Raw genomic sequence first — 16,957 nt, forward strand, 5'->3', positions numbered from 1 at the left:
AGGGGCTGCGCTAACCTTGGGCCATGGCTGGCCTGCTGCTCCTTCCGCAGCCGCGTTGACGAAGGTCGGGACTCCCGACATCAACGCGGCTTCCCCTCCTGTGCGAGGGGTTTTCTTTTGCCCGGGCCCAGCAGCGACGAGAGAGACGACATGAGCGAGCAGAGCAACGACACCCCGTTCCGCTACACCGCCGCGATGGCGCAGCAGATCGAGACCGCCTGGCAGGACCGCTGGGAGGAGGAGGGCACGTTCAACGCCCCCAACCCGGCCGGCCCGTGGGCCGAGCCCGAGAAGGTCGCCGCCCGCGGCGAGAAGCTCATCGTCCTCGACATGTTCCCCTACCCCTCCGGCGTCGGCCTGCACGTCGGCCACCCGCTCGGCTACATCGCCACCGACGTCTACAGCCGTTTTCACCGGATGCTCGGCAAGAACGTCCTGCACGCCCTGGGCTACGACGCCTTCGGCCTGCCCGCGGAGCAGTTCGCCGTCCAGACCGGACAGCACCCTCGGAAGACCACCGAGGAGAACATGACCAACATGAAGCGCCAGCTGCGCCGCCTGGGGCTGGGCTTCGACAACCGCCGCACCTTCGCGACGATCGACGACGACTACTACCGCTGGACGCAGTGGATCTTCCTGCAGATCTGGGACGCCTGGTACGACGCCGACGCGGTCCGCGAGGACGGTGGCCGCGGCAAGGCGCGCCCGATCAGCGAGCTGGTCGAGGAGTTCGAGTCGGGCCGCCGCGCCGTCGTCGAGGCCGACGGCCGAGGCTGGGCCGACCTGTCGGCCACCGAGCGGTCCGCGGTCCTGGAGCGCCACCGGCTCGCCTACACCGACGAGGCGCCGGTCAACTGGTGCCCCGGCCTGGGCACGGTGCTCTCCAACGAGGAGGTCACCAACGAGGGACGGTCCGAGCGCGGCAACTACCCCGTCTTCCGCCGCAACCTCAGCCAGTGGAAGATGCGGATCACCGCCTACGCCGACCGCCTGGCCGACGACCTCGACGGGGTCGACTGGCCCGAGAAGGTCAAGCTCATGCAGCGCAACTGGATCGGCCGGTCCAAGGGCGCGCGCGTCACGTTCCCGGTCGTCACCGGCACGGGCGAGGAGGACGGCATCGACGTCTTCACGACCCGCCCCGACACGATCTTCGGTGCGACCTTCATGGTCATCGCGCCGGAGCACCCGCTCGTGGACTCCCTGGTGCCGCAAGGTGACTGGCCCGAGGGCACCAAGGACGCCTGGAAGGGGGCGGACGCCGAGGCGGGCGCGACCCCCAAGGAGGCCGTCGCGGCATACCAGCTCGCTGCCTCGCGCAAGGGGGACGTCGAGCGCCAGACCGAGGGCAAGGACAAGACCGGTGTCTTCACCGGCTCGTGGGCCACGAATCCCCTGACGGGAGAGCGCATCCCGGTCTTTGTCGCCGACTACGTGCTGATGGGCTACGGCACCGGCGCGATCATGGCCGTGCCCGGGCAGGACACGCGCGACTGGGAGTTCGCCGAGAAGTTCGACATCCCGATCGTCCGCACCGTCCAGCCGGCCGAGGGCCACCCCGACGACGAGCCGTTCCTCGGCGACGGCGTCGCGATCAACTCCGCCAACGAGCGCATCTCCCTCGACGGCCTGCACGTCGCGGACGCCAAGGCGAAGATCATCGACTTCCTCGAGGCCGAGGGCACGGGCGAGGGCACCATCAGCTACCGCATCCGCGACTGGCTCTTCAGCCGCCAGCGCTACTGGGGCGAGCCCTTCCCGATCATGTTCGACGAGGACGGGGTGGCGTATGCCGTCCCCGACAACGAGCTCCCGCTGACCCTTCCCGACGTGCCGGACTACAGCCCCAAGACCTTCGACCCGGACGACGCCCAGAGCAGCCCCGAGCCGCCGCTGAGCCGCGTCCCCGAGTGGGTCGAGGTCGAGAAGGACCTCGGCGACGGGCGCGGCCTGCGGAAGTTCCGCCGCGAGACGAACACGATGCCCAACTGGGCCGGCTCGTGCTGGTACTACCTGCGCTACCTCGACCCGGCCAACCACGATGCCTTCGTCGACCCGGCCAACGAGGCGTACTGGCTCGGCCGTCACGACACGGCAGTGGCCGGCGCGCCCGCGGGCACGCGCGACCCCGGCGGCGTCGACCTCTACGTCGGCGGTGTCGAGCACGCGGTGCTGCACCTGCTCTATGCGCGCTTCTGGCACAAGGTCCTCTTCGACCTGGGCCACGTGAGCAGCGAGGAGCCGTTCCGGAAGTACTTCTCGCAGGGCTACATCCAGGCGTACGCCTACACCGACAGCCGCGGTCAGTACGTCACCGCGTCCGAGGTCGAGGAGCACCCGGGCACCCACGGCGCGGAGCCGACGTTCACGTGGCAGGGGCAGCCCGTCAACCGCGAGTACGGCAAGATCGGCAAGTCGCTGAAGAACTCCGTGAGCCCGGACGAGATGTACGACGCGTACGGCGCCGACACCTTCCGCGTCTACGAGATGTCGATGGGGCCGCTGGAGCTGTCCAAGCCGTGGGAGATCCGCGCGGTCGTCGGCAGCCAGCGCTTCCTGCAGCGCCTGTGGCGCAACGTCGTCGACGAGGCGACCGGCCAGGTGCGGGTCGTCGACGCGGCCCTCGACCAGGCGCTGACGACGCAGCTGCACCAGACGATCGCCGGTGTCCGTGAGGACTTCGAGGGGCTGCGCTTCAACACGGCCATCGCCAAGCTCATCGAGCTCAACAACGCCGTGACGAAGCTCGACGCCCCGCCGCGCGAGGTCGTCGAGGCCATGGTGCTCATGATCGCGCCCGTCGCCCCGCACATCGCGGAGGAGATGTGGCAGCGGCTCGGACACGACGACGGGGTGGCGTATGCCGCGTTCCCCGTGAGCGACCCCGCCAAGATCGTGCAGGAGCAGGTCACCTGCGTCATCCAGATCAAGGGCAAGGTCCGCGACCGGGTCGAGGTGAGCCCCGACATCTCCGAGGACGACCTCCGCGAGCTCGCGCTCGGACGTGACAAGGTGCGGGCGGCGACCGAGGGAGGCATCCGCACGGTCATCGTGCGGGCGCCCAAGCTCGTCAACGTCGTCCCCCTCTGACGAAAACCAGCGCCTGGTCGGGCGGGAGATCGCGCGGGCGGTGTCGCCACGGCGCAGCCGCTGCGCGATCTCACGCACGACCGACGCTAGGTTGAGACCACCGGACGGGCCGACCTGCGGAAGGAGCTGGGCGTGACCACGAGGATCGTCACCGACTCGACGGCCTACCTGCCCACCGAGGTCGTCGAGCGGCACGGCATCGAGGTCGTCCCGCTCCACGTCGTCGTCGGGGGCCGCGACCACGTCGAGGGACGGGACATCTCGGCCGCGCGGGTCGCGGCCGCCCTGCGCGAGTACACCATCGTCACGACCTCGCGCCCGACCCCGCAGGTGTTCGCCGAGACCTACCAGCGCCTTGCCGACGAGGGCGCGACGGCGATCGTCTCGATCCACCTGTCGTCGCAGATGTCGGGGACCGTCGAGGCTGCCCGGCTCGCGGCGGCCGACGCGCCCGTGTCCGTCGAGGTCGTCGACAGCGAGACCATCGGCATGGCCATGGGGTTCGCCGTGGTCACGGCCGCCGAGGAGGCCGCCGGGGGAGCCGACGCCGCAACGGTGCTCGACGCCGTGCGCGCACGGCTCGAGCCGTCGGGCGTGCTCTTCTACGTCGACACCCTCGAGCACCTGCGTCGCGGCGGCCGCATCGGCGCGGCCTCGGCCCTGCTCGGTTCGGCCCTCGCGATCAAGCCGATCCTCGCGGTCCGCGGCGGACGCATCGTGCCGGTCGAGAAGGTGCGCACCTCCTCGCGTGCCGTGGCCCGCATCGAGGCCATGGTCGTGGAGCAGGTGCACCAGGGCGGCCACGTCGTGGACATCGCCGTGCACCACCTCGACGCGACGGCCCGCGCGGAGCAGATCGCGGCCGACCTGCGCAGGATGGTCCCCGGCTCACCGAAGGTGTCCGTCGTCGAGCTCGGCGCGGTCGTCGGTGCCCATGTCGGGCCCGGCACCGTCGCCATCGCGGTCTCGCCCCGCCCGGGTGAGCCGCTGCCCGAGACCCCCGTGCCGAGTGAGGCCTCCGGGTCGTGACCGTAGGCAACGTGTTCGCCTGGGCCGCAGGGGTGCTCGCGGCCTTTCTCGTCGGCGCGCTCAACCCCGCGACGATGATCGCGCGACTGCTCGGCAAGGACCTCGCGTCGTCGGGGTCAGGCAACCCCGGTGCGACCAACGCCGGCCGGGTGCTGGGACGCAAGTGGGGAGTCGTCGTCGGGGTGCTCGACGTCCTCAAGGGACTCGTCCCGACGTTCGTCGCGGGCCACCTCTTCGGTGCGCACGCAGCATACGCCGTCGGCATCGCCGCCGTCCTCGGGCACATCTGGTCGCCCTTCCTCAAGGGTCGCGGCGGCAAGGGCGTCGCCACGACGCTCGGCGCGATCCTCGGGGTGCACCCGTGGGTCGCCCTGGTCGTCGTCGTGGTCTTCGCCATCGCCGTCGCGCTGACCCGCTGGGTGGCGGCCGGGTCGATCTTCGGGGCCCTCGCGATGCTGGTCGTGGCCGTCCTCATCTGGACCGGTCACGCACCCGGCGACGTGTGGACCGGCTTGTGGCTCATGGCGATCGGGCTGCTCGTGCTGGCCCGTCACAAGAACAACGTCGTCGGCTGGTGGCGTCAGCGGCACGTCGCCTGAGCGGCTTGCCCCACTTCGCCCAGTGCGTCCCACCAGTCTGCGGCAGTCTGCTCGGAACGCCGGACTCCGCCGATCCCGCGGGTCTACGTTGAAAGACGTCCACTCGGGGGTCACCATGACGGCCCCCGAGGGTCGTCAGGCACAGGAGTCCAGATGACCAGGATGATGCGTCATGCACGGCTGTGGGTGACGGCAGGGATCGCAGGAGCCCTGCTGATCGGGGGACAGGCTTTCGCTGCTACGAGCAGCACAGGGTGGAGCTCGGCCGGCGGGGACCGGCAGAACACGAGGTACGCCGCGGACGAGACCAGGATCTCGCCCACGACCGTCGGGCGCCTCGGAGTCAAGTGGGCGGTCACGACGGAGGGGGACGTCTCCGCGACGCCCTCCGTGGACGACAAGCAGGTGTATGCGCCCGACTGGGCCGGCAACCTGTACGCGGTCAACCGCGCGAGCGGCAAGGTGGCCTGGAAGACGCGGATCTCCGACTACACGGGCATCCCCGGCGACAAGGCCCGCGCCACACCCGCCGTGGGTGACAAGGCCATCGTCATCGGCAACCAGGGACCGCTCGGTCACGGCGGCGCCGTGATGGCCATCGACAAGGCCACCGGGGCACTGCTCTGGAAGACCCAGGTCGAGGACCACCCGGCCGCGATCATCACCCAGTCGGCGACGATCTGGCGCGGCGTCGTCTACGTCGGAGTGGCCTCGCAGGAGGAGCTCCTCGCGTCCGGGATCGCCGGTCCGTACACGTGCTGCAGCTTCCGCGGCAGCATCGCGGCGCTCGACCTCGCGACGGGGGTCATCCTCTGGAAGACCTACATGACGCCCGGCGCGGATTACCCGGGCAACGCGGTCTGGGGCAGCTCGCCCGCCGTCGACGCCAAGCGCGGGTCGCTCTACATCGCGACGGGCAACAACTACGACGTGCCAGACACCGTGCTCGCGTGCATCACGGCGGCCGGGACCAACACCGCGGCGCAGGCGGCGTGCCTGCCGCCTGATGACCACTTCGACTCGATCGTCGCCCTCGACCTCAGCACGGGCACGGTCAAGTGGGCCACCCGGGCGCTGCCCTTCGACGCCTGGACCGTGTCGTGCATCTTCGGCGACCCGAGCAACTGCCCGCAGCCGTCCGGTCCCGACTACGACTTCGGTCAGGCGCCGGCCCTCTACAAGGTGGCAGCGGGACCGTCCAAGGGTCGTGAGCTGCTCGGCACCGGACAGAAGAGCGGCGACTACTGGGCGCTCGACCCGGACACGGGCGCCGTGGTGTGGAAGACGTCCGCCGGGCCCGGCGGCACGGCCGGCGGCCTCCAGTGGGGGTCGGCCGTCGACGGCAAGCGGGTCTACACCGCGAACGCCAACAGCAACCTCGTTCCGTACCAAGGCTCGACGGACGGCGTGTGGTCGGCCCTCGACGCCGCGACGGGGCAGGTCCTGTGGCAGACCCGACCGCCGCACGGCGGCTCCACGTCGGGCCCGGCCACCACGGCGAACGGCGTCGTCTTCGGCTGCTCGCTCGACGCTGCCGGCTGGATGTATGCGCTGAACGCCGCGACCGGGCAGGTGCTGTGGTCGTTCGCGAGCGGTGGCTCGTGCCTCTCCGGTGCGGCGATCTCGGACGGGACCGTCTACTGGGGGTCCGGCTACAGCAACTTCGGCTTCGGCACGCCGAACAACAAGCTGTACGCGTTCGCGCTGCGTTGAGCTGTCACTCCCTCTCCCGTCGTGGTGCCTACCACGACGGGAGCGGGCCACGCCCGCGGACTCCGCCTGACGGCATACGCAAGGGGGTCGGGGTCATGAGGCGTCGGTCAGGGCGGCGAGGGCGGCGCGGGTCGACTCGGCGCGAGGCTCTCCAAGCTCCTCGCGGATGGCCAGGCACGCGGTGAAGCACAGGGCCCCCTCCTCGGTCCGGCCGGCGTCGACGAGGAACCGGCCCAGGTGGTGCAACGTGTAGTGCTCGGCGACCCGGTCTCCCGCGGCGCGGGCGAGGTCCAGCGCTTCCCGGAAGTGCGTCTCGGCCGCGGGCATCGCGTCGGCGTAGTGCTCGGCCGTCGCCAGCACGAGCAGGGCCCAGCGGAGGCTCTCGTCACGCCCGGTCTCCCGGGCGACCAGGACAGCCGGCCCGGCGAGCGCGACCGCCTCGTCCTCGTGGCCTGCGATCGTGAGTGCCTCGGCGAGGTCGACGGCGGCGTCGAGCACCGCTGCGCCCGCGGAGTCACCGGGCGAGGCCTCGACCGCTGACGTGAGGTCGGCGCGGGTGTCGGCAACGGCCTCCGCGTTCTCCGCCGGCGTCCGCGTGTACCGCCCGAAGTGCGGCTGCCCGACGACGAAGCTGGACCCACTCACAGCAGCACGCCACCGATGCCCGTCAGAAGACGATCGTGCGTCGGCCGGAGAGGAAGACGCGCGACTCCGCGTGGTCACGGACGGCGCGGGAGAGCACCCGACGCTCGACGTCGCGGCCGATCGCCACGAGCCGGTCGGGCGACTCGGCGTGCGTGACGCGGACGACGTCCTGCTCGATGATCGGGCCCTCGTCGAGGTCGGCGGTGACGTAATGTGCTGACGCGCCAATGAGTTTCACGCCTCGGTCGTGCGCCTGGTGGTAGGGCTTCGCGCCCTTGAAGCCCGGCAGGAACGAGTGGTGGATGTTGATGGCCCGCCCCTCGAGGGCACGGCACAGGTCGTCGCTGAGGATCTGCATGTAGCGCGCGAGGACCACGAGCCCGACGCCCTCCGCCTCGACGAGACGGAGCAGCTCGGCCTCGGCCTCGGCCTTGGTGTCCTTGGTGACGGGGATGACGGTGAAGGGCAGGCCGTAGTACTCGACGAGCCCACGGCAGTCCTCGTGGTTGCTGACGACGCCGACGATGTCGATGGGCAGGTCGCCGGACTTCCAACGGTAGAGAAGGTCGAGCAGGCAGTGGTCGAACTTGCTGACGAGGATGACGGTCCGGCAGTGCTCGTCCTCGGGCCGCGCGGAGAGGTGGTGGTGCGCGATGGCAGAGCTGTCGCGGATCGCCGCCAGCACCTGCTCGACCTCGTGCGGTTCGGCGTCGAAGACCGTGCGCATGAAGAAGAGGTCGGTGTCCTCGTCGGAGTACTGCTGGTTCTCGACGATGTTCGCGTCGACGGCGAGCAGCGCCGCGGAGACGGCCGCCACGATGCCGGGTCGGTCGTCGCAGGTGAGGGTCATGATGTGCCGAGCCATTGGAGCAGTCTGGACCAGGCGGGCGCGGGGGAGTGAATCGACGCGCGGGCCGTCTCGGGCTGTGGCCGTCCACACCCCCTCGGACGCGGGACGGGTTGTCCCCAGCGGGTGCTCGAGCGCGGGCGGGTGGGTGGCCGGGTTCCTAGCGTCGTCGTATGCCGTTCCGACCGTCCCAGAGACCACCTGACCTCGAGCGGGTGGCCCGGGTGCTCGGGTCCCGAGGCGCCGGGGGAGCCCGGCGCAGCGCCGATGAGTCAGCCGGTGACGTCCTCCTCCCACTGGTGGGGCACGAGCGTGGCGGCTGGGTGCCGCGTGCGCCGGCAAGCGACGCGGTCGACCTGGCCGACTTGGCCGACGTGGCCGACCTGGCCGACGACGCCGAGGTGTGGGCCGTGGATGGGGCGGGGGACGGGGACGCGGACGGCGACCGTGACGTGGGCCCGGACGCGAGCGTGCGTTCGGGCTCGGGCTCGGGCTCGAGGTCGGGATCGGGGTCGGGGTCGGGATCGGGCTCGGGTGCGGGTGAAGCCGCCGGTTCGGTGGTCGCGGCGGTGCGCCGCCTGCAGCAGCGGGCGACGGAGGACGACGAGGTGGCGCGGCTCGACGCCGACCTGCGTCGCGCCCGCCGGCCGGGAGTGCTGACGATGCCGGACGACCTGCGCGCCGGTCGGCGTTCGGTCAGCAGCGCAGCCGTGGTATCGCTGCTCGCCCTCGTCGTCGCGGTCGGCTGCGCCTTCGTGCTGCGCGTGCTCTGGGCCGAACGCTCTGCATCGGTCCCCGACGTCGCCCCCGGGCCGTCGCGGTCGGTGCTGGTCGTCGGTGGTGCGGCGGCGACCGGTGCGGCGACGAGCCGAACGGCCGCCGCGACGAGCTCCTCGGGTGCCGGTGAGCCGACTCCGACGGTGGGCGCTGAGCTGGTCGTGCACGTCGTCGGGCAGGTGGTCAGGCCCGGCCTGGTCCGGCTGAGGCAGGGGGCCCGGGTGGCCGACGCGATCGCGGCGGCCGGGGGCACCCGCTCGGGATCCGACCTGGCGGCGCTCAACCTGGCGAGGCTCGTCGTCGACGGTGAGCAGATCCAGGTGCCCCGACCCGGGGAGGCCGTGGCCGCGTCCGGTGGCGTGTCCGGTGGCGCCACTGGTGCCTCGGGTGGTGGTGCGCGGACGGGAGGGGCCGGGTCGTCGGGCGGCTCGGGAGCGCCTGTCAGCCTCAACTCGGCCGACGTGGCTGCGCTCGACTCGCTGCCGGGCGTGGGACCGGTCCTGGCGCAGCGCATCATCGACTGGCGCACGGAGCACGGTCGCTTCACCTCGGTCGACGAGCTCGGCGAGGTCAGCGGCATCGGCGACAAGCTCATGGCTCAGCTGCGGCCGAAGGTGACGTTGTGACCGCCCCGGTCCCTCCACCCGGCCGCGAGCGTGAGCAGCGACCGCGGGGTCCGTCCCTCGTCGTCCTGACCGGGCGCGAGACGCTGCGTCGGGTCCGGCCGCGCTCGCCGGCGCGGCTGGACCTCCGGCTGCTCGTGCCGGTCGTGCTCGCGTGGCCGGCCGTTGCATTCTGGGGCCTCGTCGCCCCGGTGTGGCTCGTGACGACAGCTGCCGTGGTGGCTCTGGCGATCGGGGTGCTCACGGGTGCCGCGGGCGCTTCCCCGAGGATCGTGGGGGCCCCATGGAGTGGGGTGAAGCGATGGAAGCACCGCAGCCTGCGGCACTCGCGCCCCATGATCGGTCCCGGCCGCCGGGGACCGGGAGCGACGTCCCCGAGGGCCGGACCTCCGCGCCTTCGAGGGGTCGCAGCAGTCTGCGCGGTGCTGGCACTGGTGCTGGGTGCCGCCGCCGGTCATCGGGCGACGCGGTCCGCGGGTCCTGTCGGCGACCTCGCGGCCGAGCGCGCTGTCGTCACCCTGCAGGCCACCGTCGCGGCAGAACCGCGCGCCGTGAAGGCGGCCGGTGGTGCAGCGCAGGACGGTCCGGCCGGCCCCGTGGTCACCGTGGTGACCGTGGTGCGTCTCGACGTGACACAGGTGTCCGGGCGGGGGAGCACGACGCAGGTCGACACCCCGGTCCTCGTCATCGGCCGGGGACCCGACTGGGCCGGGCTGCGCTGGCACGACCAGGTGCAGGCGGTCGTGCGGCTCGGCCCGGCCGAGCCGGGCGACGACGTCGTGGCGGTGGCGACACCGAAGGCTGCGGTGCGGGTGCTCGCCGGACCGGGAGGGGTGTTCGAGGCGGCTGACGTCGTGCGCGAACGGTTCCGGTCGGCCACCGCGTCGCTGTGGCCCGACGCCCGTGGGCTCGTCCCCGCCCTCGTCGTCGGGGACACCTCGCAGACCCCGCCCGACCTGAGGGCGGTCATGCTCGAGACCGGACTCAGCCACCTCAGCGCCGTGTCGGGGAGCAACGTGACGTTCGTGCTCGCTGCCGTGCTGTGGCTGTGCGGCCTTGTCGGCGTTCGGCGCCGGTGGCGACCACCGGTTGCGGCGCTCGGTCTGCTCGGCTTCGTCATCCTCGCCCGCCCGGAGCCGAGCGTCGTCAGAGCCGCCGTCATGGGCCTGGTCGGGCTGCTGGCACTCTCGACCTCACGACGACGTGCCGGGGTGCCCGCCCTCGCCGCCGCGATCCTCGTCCTGCTCGTGTGGGACCCATGGCTGTCCCGCTCCTACGGCTTCGCACTGTCGAGCGTCGCCACCCTCGGGCTGCTCGTGCTGGCCCAGCCCTGGGGACGCACCATCGCCCGTCGGCTGCCGGTCCTGCTCCGGCCCCTGGGGCCGGTTCTCGCCATCCCGATCGCGGCCCAGGCCGTCTGTGCCCCGCTCGTCGTCCCGCTCCAGGGCAGCGTCTCCGTCGTCGCGGTCCTCGCCAACCTGCTGGCTGCGCCGTTCGTCGCCCCGACGACCCTCGTCGGCGTCGTCGTCGCACTCGTGTCCGTCGTCTGGGTCACGGGAGCCGGGTGGCTCGCGTGGGCCGCTGCCGTCCCCGCCCAGGCCATCGCGGCCGTTGCCCGATGGTCCGCGGACCTGCCGTTCGGCAGCATCGGCTGGGGCGACTCAGCCGGCGCTGCGATCCTGCTCGGGGTTCTCACCGCCGGGGTCATCGCCACCGCGCCCTGGGCCTGGCACCGCAGCCGGCACCGGCCGACGGTGGCCGTGTCCGTCGTCGTGCTCACGGCGGGGCTCGGGCTGCCGACCGCGCCGATCGCGTGGCCTCCACCCGGCTGGGTCCTCATCGCCTGCGACGTCGGTCAGGGGGACGGGCTGGTCGCCCACAACGGGGACGGGCACGTCGTCGTCATCGACGCCGGTCCGGACCCCGAGCCGATGCGGGCCTGTCTCGACCGGCTCGGCGCGAGCGCCGTCGACCTCGTCGTGCTGACGCACTACCACGCCGACCACGTCGGCGGCCTGGCCGCGGTCCTAGAGCGACCCGTCGCCGAGATCCGTGCCTCGCCGGTGCTGGATCCGCCCGCCGAGGCCGACCGCGTCGCCCGCCTGGCTGCGGCGTCCCGGGTGCCGATGGGTGAGCTGCGAGCCGGCCAGCGACTCGTCGTGGGCGCGGTGAGTGCCGACGTCTGGTGGCCGGCGCGTCGCATCGATGCCGGGTCGGTGCCCAACAACGGGTCCGTGGTCCTGACCCTGCACGTCCGCGGGGTGACCGTCCTGCTCGCGGGCGACATCGAGCGGGAGGCCGCGGCGCAGGTGCTCCAGGAGGTCGGGCGCGACCCGGGGCGCTGGGGGCACGTGGACGTGCTGAAGGTCGCTCATCACGGGTCGAGCAACCGGGACGACCGCCTGCTCGACCGGATCGACGGCAGGCTGGCCCTCATCAGCGTGGGAGAGGGCAACGACTACGGACACCCGGCGCCCGCGACGATGAAGGCCTTGCAGGACAGGGGTTTCGACGTCCATCGCACCGACCTCGAGGGTGACGTCGCCGTCGTCTCCGATGATGGGGAGGTGCGGGCCGTGGGCCGGTGACCGACCTCCGTCGAGGCTGGTCGGGCAGGTCGGTCAGGCGGGGTTGGTCGGCGCAGTGGGGTCGACCGGGCTGTCCTCGGGCCCGGCTGATGCGCGCTGCACCTCGTCGAGGTCAGGGTCAGGGCCGGCGCCAGGGTCGGAATCGGTGGCCGGGCCGTGGCCGGAGTCGTCAGCGGCGCCGAGCTCGAAGTCCGCGAAGTCGAACCCGGGTGACACGAGGCAGCTGACCAGCGCGTCGGCCGGCCCTGGCACCGTGCGCTGCCAGACGCCGGCCGGGACGACGGCCTGGGCCACGTCGCCCGCCGCGAGGTCGACGCCGAGCACGACGGCCTCGGCATCGCCGTCGGCCGGTGGATGGGGACCGGCACCGCCGAGCTCGAGGACGACCGAGCCGGTGTGCGCCAGCCAGACCTCGTCCGAGGCCACGCGGTGCCACGCCGAGGACTCGCCCGCGGGGAGCAGGAAGTGGATCAGGGTGGCCGTGGCGCGCACGCGTCCGTCCGGAAGGGTCACCGTCTCGGGGGAGACCCACGTCTGGCGGTACCACCCGCCCTCGGGGTGGGGCTGCAGGTCGAGGACGTCGGCGAGGGGCGGGCGCATGTGGCCCATCATCCCCGACCTGCAGCACTGGGGCTCAGTCGCGCACCGACGGGTGGGCGGGCTTCGGTGGCCAGGGGAAGAATCCGCTCGTGCGCCGCACGTAGTCGGCGTACTCGGGGCGGCGGTCGCCGATGTCCTTCTCGAGCAGCTTCTTGCCCGTCCCGCCGTAGAGGTTCCACACCATGACGGCCGGCGAGAGGATCGTCAGCACGCCGGGCCACGCGCTCGCCGCGACGAGGAACAGACCGGTCCACACGCTCGCATCGCCGAAGTAGTTCGGGTGGCGGGTGTAGCGCCACAGGCCCGTGTCGAGGACCTTCCCCTTGTTGGACGCGTCGTTGCGGAAGCGCGTCAGTTGGAGGTCGCCGACCGACTCGAAGAAGAAGCCGACGGCCCAGACGACGACGCCCAGCCACAGCACCCAGCCGATCCCGCCCTCGACGAACATCGCGATCTGCACCGGGAGGGAGACGAACCACATGATGAGGCCCTGCGGCACGTAGATGTGCAGCAGCGCGTAGACGTTCGGGTTGCCGTCGGCGCGCTTCAGCATGGCCTCGTAGCGGGGGTCCTCGCCCTTGCCCCGCGACCGACTGAAGATGTGCGCGGCGAGCCGGAGCCCCCACGCGGCCGTGAGGCCGAGCGCCAGCCAGCGCCGGAGCCCGTCCCCGTGGCCCCCGCTCGTGACGAACGCCGTGAGGGCGATGGCCACGAAGCCGAGCCCCCACGTCACGTCGATGACGGCCTGCTTGCCCACGCGCAGCGCCACCGCGAAGGTGATGCCGAGCACGACGACCACTGCGACCGCGGTCGCCAGCAGGGTGCGCCCGAACGCCCCACCGTCGAAGCCCGCGGCCTCGGCGGCCGGAGCCACGACTGGGGCGAACGCCGTCCAGACCGACGACACCGTGGTCACCAGGCCCGGACGGGCGGCATACCGCTCCGACCGTCAGTCGTCGGCTTCACGGCGAGGATCTGGTCGACGCCCATGCGCCCCTCCTCGAAGGCGAGCGCGCCGCCGACGAGGTAGAGCCGCCAGACGCGTCCGACCTCCTCACCGACCATGGCCACGACCCGGTCCCAGTTGGCCTCGAAGGTGTCGTACCAGGCGTTCACGGTCCACACGTAGTGCTCGCGCATCGCGTGGACGTCACGGACCTCGAGACCGGCCTGCTCGATGAGGTCGACGGTCTCGCCGACGGGCCGCATGTGCATGTCGGGCGCGATGAAGGCCTCGATGAACGGACCTCCGCCGGGCCGCGTCGTGCGCGACATCTGCTGGATGAGGGCCCGGCCGCCCGGACGCAGGAGGCGGTGGATCTGCCCTGTGAACGTCGGGTAGTTCTTCCGCCCGACGTGCTCGCCCATCTCGATCGAGGAGATCGTGTCGAAGGGGCCGTCGGGCACCTCGCGGTAGTCCTGCAGCCGGATCTCGACGCGGTCCTGCAGGCCGCGCTCGCGGATCCGCTCGTCGATGAACGCCTTCTGCTCGCTCGAGATCGTCACGCCGACGACCTGCGCGCCGAACTTCTCGGCCGCGTGCAGCGACAACGAGCCCCAGCCGCAGCCGATGTCGAGGTGGCGGCCCCCCGGCTCGATGCCGAGCTTGCGGCAGACGAGGTCGAGCTTGTCGCGCTGCGAGTCCTCGACGGTGTAGCCGGGGTCGGTGCTCGTCCAGTAGCCGCACGAGTAGGCCATGTGCGGGTCGAGGATGAGGGAGTAGAAGTCGTTGGACAGGTTGTAGTGGTGCTCGATGGCGCTGCGGTCGCGGCTCTTGCTGTGCAGGCGCCCGCGCAGACGGGCCTGCGACACGGGGGGCTCGGGCGGCAGCCCGACGACGCCGAGGTCGAAGGCGGTGCGGATGCCGTTCTTCGCCACGGCAGCCATGGTGCCCGCGGACGGACGCCCACCGGCGAGGTCGCGGGCGGTCGACCACACGCGTCGGAACCCGTCGAGCAGGTCACCCTCGACGTCGAGCTCGCCGGTCACGTAGGCCTGGGCGAGGCCGAGCTCACCCGGGTGGCGCACGAGCCGGCGCAGGGCAGCGGGGTCGCGCAGGACGACGGTCGGCGCGTCGGCCGGACCTGCGACGGTGCCGTCCCAGGCCTTGAGGCGCACGGGCAGCTGCCCACCGAACAGGGGAGTGACGACGGCCGCCAGCCGAGCGGCGATGCCGGTCGGACGGGAGGACGCCGCGGAGGGGGCGGGAGCGTCGGGGCGGTCGTCGGTCATGGTCATCGGGGTGGCCTCTCGTTGGGGGTCGACTCGAGATGATTCGGTGCCGTCCGGCGCGTGGATGGGACTGTTCTCGGCGTGTTCATGGAGATACCCCGACGGCCGCCTCGCGTCTCGCGTCCCCCGCGGCCACGAGCCCGTCGGGGCCGAGCACGGCCGCGCCGACCCCACCGAAGTACATGTGCGGTCCGGGGTAGCGGTGCGACGGCAGGCCACTGGCCTCGACCGCGGCCGCGATGTCGTCGGACGGCTCGTGCTCGACCCGCGGCGACCCGTCGTCCATGAAACGCACGTGCAGCCGCGGGGCGTCGATGGAGTGCTGGAGGTCGTCGCCGCGCAGCAGGCCGCGGCCGAGCACCTGCATGAGCGCCGTCGTGATGCGGTCGGCGCCGGGGGAGCCGACCGCCAGCGCCGCCCCCGAGGCGCCGCGTCCGGTCGTCGGTGCCATGTTGGACGCGAGCCGCGTGCCCGGTGCGACGGCGTGCAGCCCGAGCCGGTTCAGCTCCGGCTCGCCGAGGGCGTTGTTGAGCAGGATGCCGGTGCCCGGGATGACCATGCCGGCGCCGTAGCCGGCGGACATCGTGATGGCACAGGCGTTCCCGTGCTCGTCCACGGCGGAGACGTGTGCCGTGGACGCGGAGGTCGGCAGGCCCGCGAGCCCGTGGCGCTCGACCGCTTCGAGGAGGGCGTGGCCGTCGGCCTCGAGGTCGCGGGAGCGGTCGTGGACGGACAGCCGGTAGGCGAGGACGCGTCGTTGGATCTCGATGACCTCGGCCCACGTCCAGTGCTCGTGGCGCGCGAGCTGGCCGAGCATCGCCGCGAGCATGGGGCCGCCGACGGAGGGCGGTGGGTTGAGGGCGATGTCCCAGGACCCCACGGTCCTCATCGTCGGGGTGCGCACGACGGCTTCGTATGCCGTGAGGTCGGCGGCCGTGACGAGGCCACCGTTCGCGGCCATGTCCGTCACGAGCACTCGACCCACGGCGCCGGTGGTGAAGAGTGAGACCCCTTGTGCCGCAAGCAGGTCGAGGATGTCGGCGAGGTCGAGGTTGAGGGAGGTCTCGCCGGGCTCGAGCGGGCCGCCGTCGGCCCCCGTGACCAGCGCATGCGCCTCGGGGTCCTCGCCGAAGAGCGTGTCGCGGACGAGACCGAGGTAGAGGGCCGCGGCGGCGCCCACGCGGTAGCCCTCACGGCAGGCGCGCGCCGAGGGCTCGACGAGACGTCGCCACGGCGCCGACCCGTACCGGTCCCGGGCGAGTGAGAGTGCTTGCAGCGCACCGGAGTTCGCGACCGCGCCGTGCCCCGCGCCGATGGTCACCCCACCGCCGTAGTCGGTGGGGACCTGTCGCACGCCGCGCCCGAAGGCGGACGGATCGAGTCCACGTCCGGGCATCTCGACGTTGCCGTCGACGACGACCGGGTCGGCGCCCGCCAGCCAGACGTTGACGAAGGCCCCGCCCATGAGGCTGACGACGCCGGGCTCCGTGCTCATGGCGGCGAGGGAGGCGGCGATCGCCGCATCGACGGCGTTGCCGCCCTCGTCGGCCACTTCGAGGCCGGCCTGCAGGGCGGCCGGGCCGGGCGCGGCCAGCGCGACCCGGGTCATGAGGTCGCTCGGCCGAGCGAGTGGTACTCCGGGTTGGGCACGAAGCCGAGCGCGGTCGACACGCGGTTGGTGAGGTTGAACATCCCGACCACCTGGACGAGCTCGACGATCTCGTGGTCGTCCAGGCCGACCGCGCGCAGCGGCTCGAGGTCGGACTCGGTGACCTCGGCGGGGCGCAGCGTCAGCTTCTCGGCGTAGGAGGCCATCGCGTACTCCCTCTCGGCGAGCCCCGCCTGGCGCCAGTTGGAGGCCACGAGGTCGGACGTGACCTCGTCTCCGGAGTGCTCCCGCAGGGCTGCCCCGTGGCTCACCTCGCAGTACGTGCACCGGTTGACGCTGCTGACCACGACGGCCAGCAGCTCGCGGTCGGCGCTGCTCAGGTGCCCGTCCTTGTTGACGAGGAGGTTGAAGTAGCCCCACCAGGCGAGGAACTGCTCGCCGTTGACCGCCTGGGTGCGGAACACGTTGGGCACGAAGCCGAACGCCTCCTGCGCCTTGTCCCAGAGGCGACTCACGCCCTCCGGGACGTCGTCGCGCTCGGGCACGGGCAGGTAGGAGATTCGCTTGCGGTCACCCATGAGGCCACCGTATGCCGGGTGCGGCCT

General features: G+C 72.2%; 13 protein-coding genes. 6 read left to right on the forward strand and 7 right to left on the reverse strand.

The window, feature by feature from the left end:
* Positions 1–150 precede the first annotated feature (150 nt).
* The 4 genes from leuS (at position 151) to U5C87_RS12450 (ending at position 6,431) form a co-directional block, all read left to right on the forward strand.
* On the forward strand, positions 151–3,090 hold the full coding sequence (leuS, locus tag U5C87_RS12435) for a leucine--tRNA ligase (protein ID WP_330472885.1): 2,940 nt from the start codon (positions 151–153) through the stop codon (positions 3,088–3,090).
* A 132-nt stretch (positions 3,091–3,222) separates the two neighbouring features.
* Positions 3,223–4,119 carry a DegV family protein gene (locus U5C87_RS12440; protein ID WP_330472886.1) on the forward strand — a complete coding sequence of 299 codons (897 nt, stop codon included), beginning with the start codon at positions 3,223–3,225 and terminating at the stop codon, positions 4,117–4,119.
* Positions 4,120–4,130: 11 nt separating this feature from the next.
* Positions 4,131–4,718, forward strand: coding sequence for a glycerol-3-phosphate 1-O-acyltransferase PlsY (gene plsY / locus U5C87_RS12445; protein WP_043417025.1), 588 nt, complete (start codon positions 4,131–4,133; stop codon positions 4,716–4,718).
* A 153-nt stretch (positions 4,719–4,871) separates the two neighbouring features.
* Positions 4,872–6,431, forward strand: a complete 1,560-nt coding sequence (locus U5C87_RS12450) for an outer membrane protein assembly factor BamB family protein (RefSeq protein ID WP_330472887.1) — start codon at positions 4,872–4,874, stop codon at positions 6,429–6,431.
* Positions 6,432–6,524: 93 nt separating this feature from the next.
* Here the strand turns inward: U5C87_RS12450 and U5C87_RS12455 are convergent, their stop codons facing one another.
* Together U5C87_RS12455 and purU are read right to left on the reverse strand one after the other, a co-directional pair.
* Positions 6,525–7,076: a hypothetical protein gene (locus U5C87_RS12455; protein ID WP_330472888.1), complete on the reverse strand. Its 552-nt coding sequence runs from the start codon at positions 7,074–7,076 to the stop codon at positions 6,525–6,527.
* A gap of 22 nt (positions 7,077–7,098) precedes the next feature.
* On the reverse strand, positions 7,099–7,941 hold the full coding sequence (purU, locus tag U5C87_RS12460; RefSeq protein ID WP_330472889.1) for a formyltetrahydrofolate deformylase: 843 nt from the start codon (positions 7,939–7,941) through the stop codon (positions 7,099–7,101).
* A 155-nt stretch (positions 7,942–8,096) separates the two neighbouring features.
* On the opposite strand from purU, the gene U5C87_RS12465 reads away from it, so the two are divergent.
* Positions 8,097–9,326, forward strand: coding sequence for a helix-hairpin-helix domain-containing protein (locus U5C87_RS12465; protein WP_330472890.1), 1,230 nt, complete (start codon positions 8,097–8,099; stop codon positions 9,324–9,326).
* Complete coding sequence (locus U5C87_RS12470) at positions 9,323–11,911, forward strand: ComEC/Rec2 family competence protein (RefSeq protein ID WP_330472891.1); 2,589 nt, start codon at positions 9,323–9,325, stop codon at positions 11,909–11,911. Before U5C87_RS12465 ends, U5C87_RS12470 begins: the two co-directional genes overlap by 4 nt.
* 33 nt (positions 11,912–11,944) lie before the next feature.
* Here U5C87_RS12470 and U5C87_RS12475 read toward each other — a convergent pair whose 3' ends face one another.
* The 5 genes from U5C87_RS12475 to U5C87_RS12495 form a co-directional block, all read right to left on the reverse strand.
* On the reverse strand, positions 11,945–12,511 hold the full coding sequence (locus tag U5C87_RS12475; protein WP_330472892.1) for a cupin domain-containing protein: 567 nt from the start codon (positions 12,509–12,511) through the stop codon (positions 11,945–11,947).
* 34 nt (positions 12,512–12,545) lie between these two features.
* Positions 12,546–13,418, reverse strand: coding sequence for a DUF1295 domain-containing protein (locus U5C87_RS12480; RefSeq protein ID WP_330472893.1), 873 nt, complete (start codon positions 13,416–13,418; stop codon positions 12,546–12,548).
* 5 nt (positions 13,419–13,423) lie between these two features.
* Positions 13,424–14,749, reverse strand: a complete 1,326-nt coding sequence (locus U5C87_RS12485) for a class I SAM-dependent methyltransferase (RefSeq protein ID WP_443082057.1) — start codon at positions 14,747–14,749, stop codon at positions 13,424–13,426.
* Positions 14,750–14,828: 79 nt separating this feature from the next.
* On the reverse strand, positions 14,829–16,352 hold the full coding sequence (locus tag U5C87_RS12490; RefSeq protein ID WP_330472895.1) for a gamma-glutamyltransferase: 1,524 nt from the start codon (positions 16,350–16,352) through the stop codon (positions 14,829–14,831).
* Positions 16,349–16,930, reverse strand: coding sequence for a peroxidase-related enzyme (locus tag U5C87_RS12495; RefSeq protein WP_330472896.1), 582 nt, complete (start codon positions 16,928–16,930; stop codon positions 16,349–16,351). The genes U5C87_RS12490 and U5C87_RS12495 overlap by 4 nt, the downstream gene beginning before the upstream one ends.
* Between the last annotated feature and the right edge of the window lie 27 nt (positions 16,931–16,957).

Source organism: Terrabacter sp. C0L_2 (genome assembly GCF_036352015.1).
Taxonomy (GTDB): domain Bacteria; phylum Actinomycetota; class Actinomycetes; order Actinomycetales; family Dermatophilaceae; genus Terrabacter; species Terrabacter tumescens.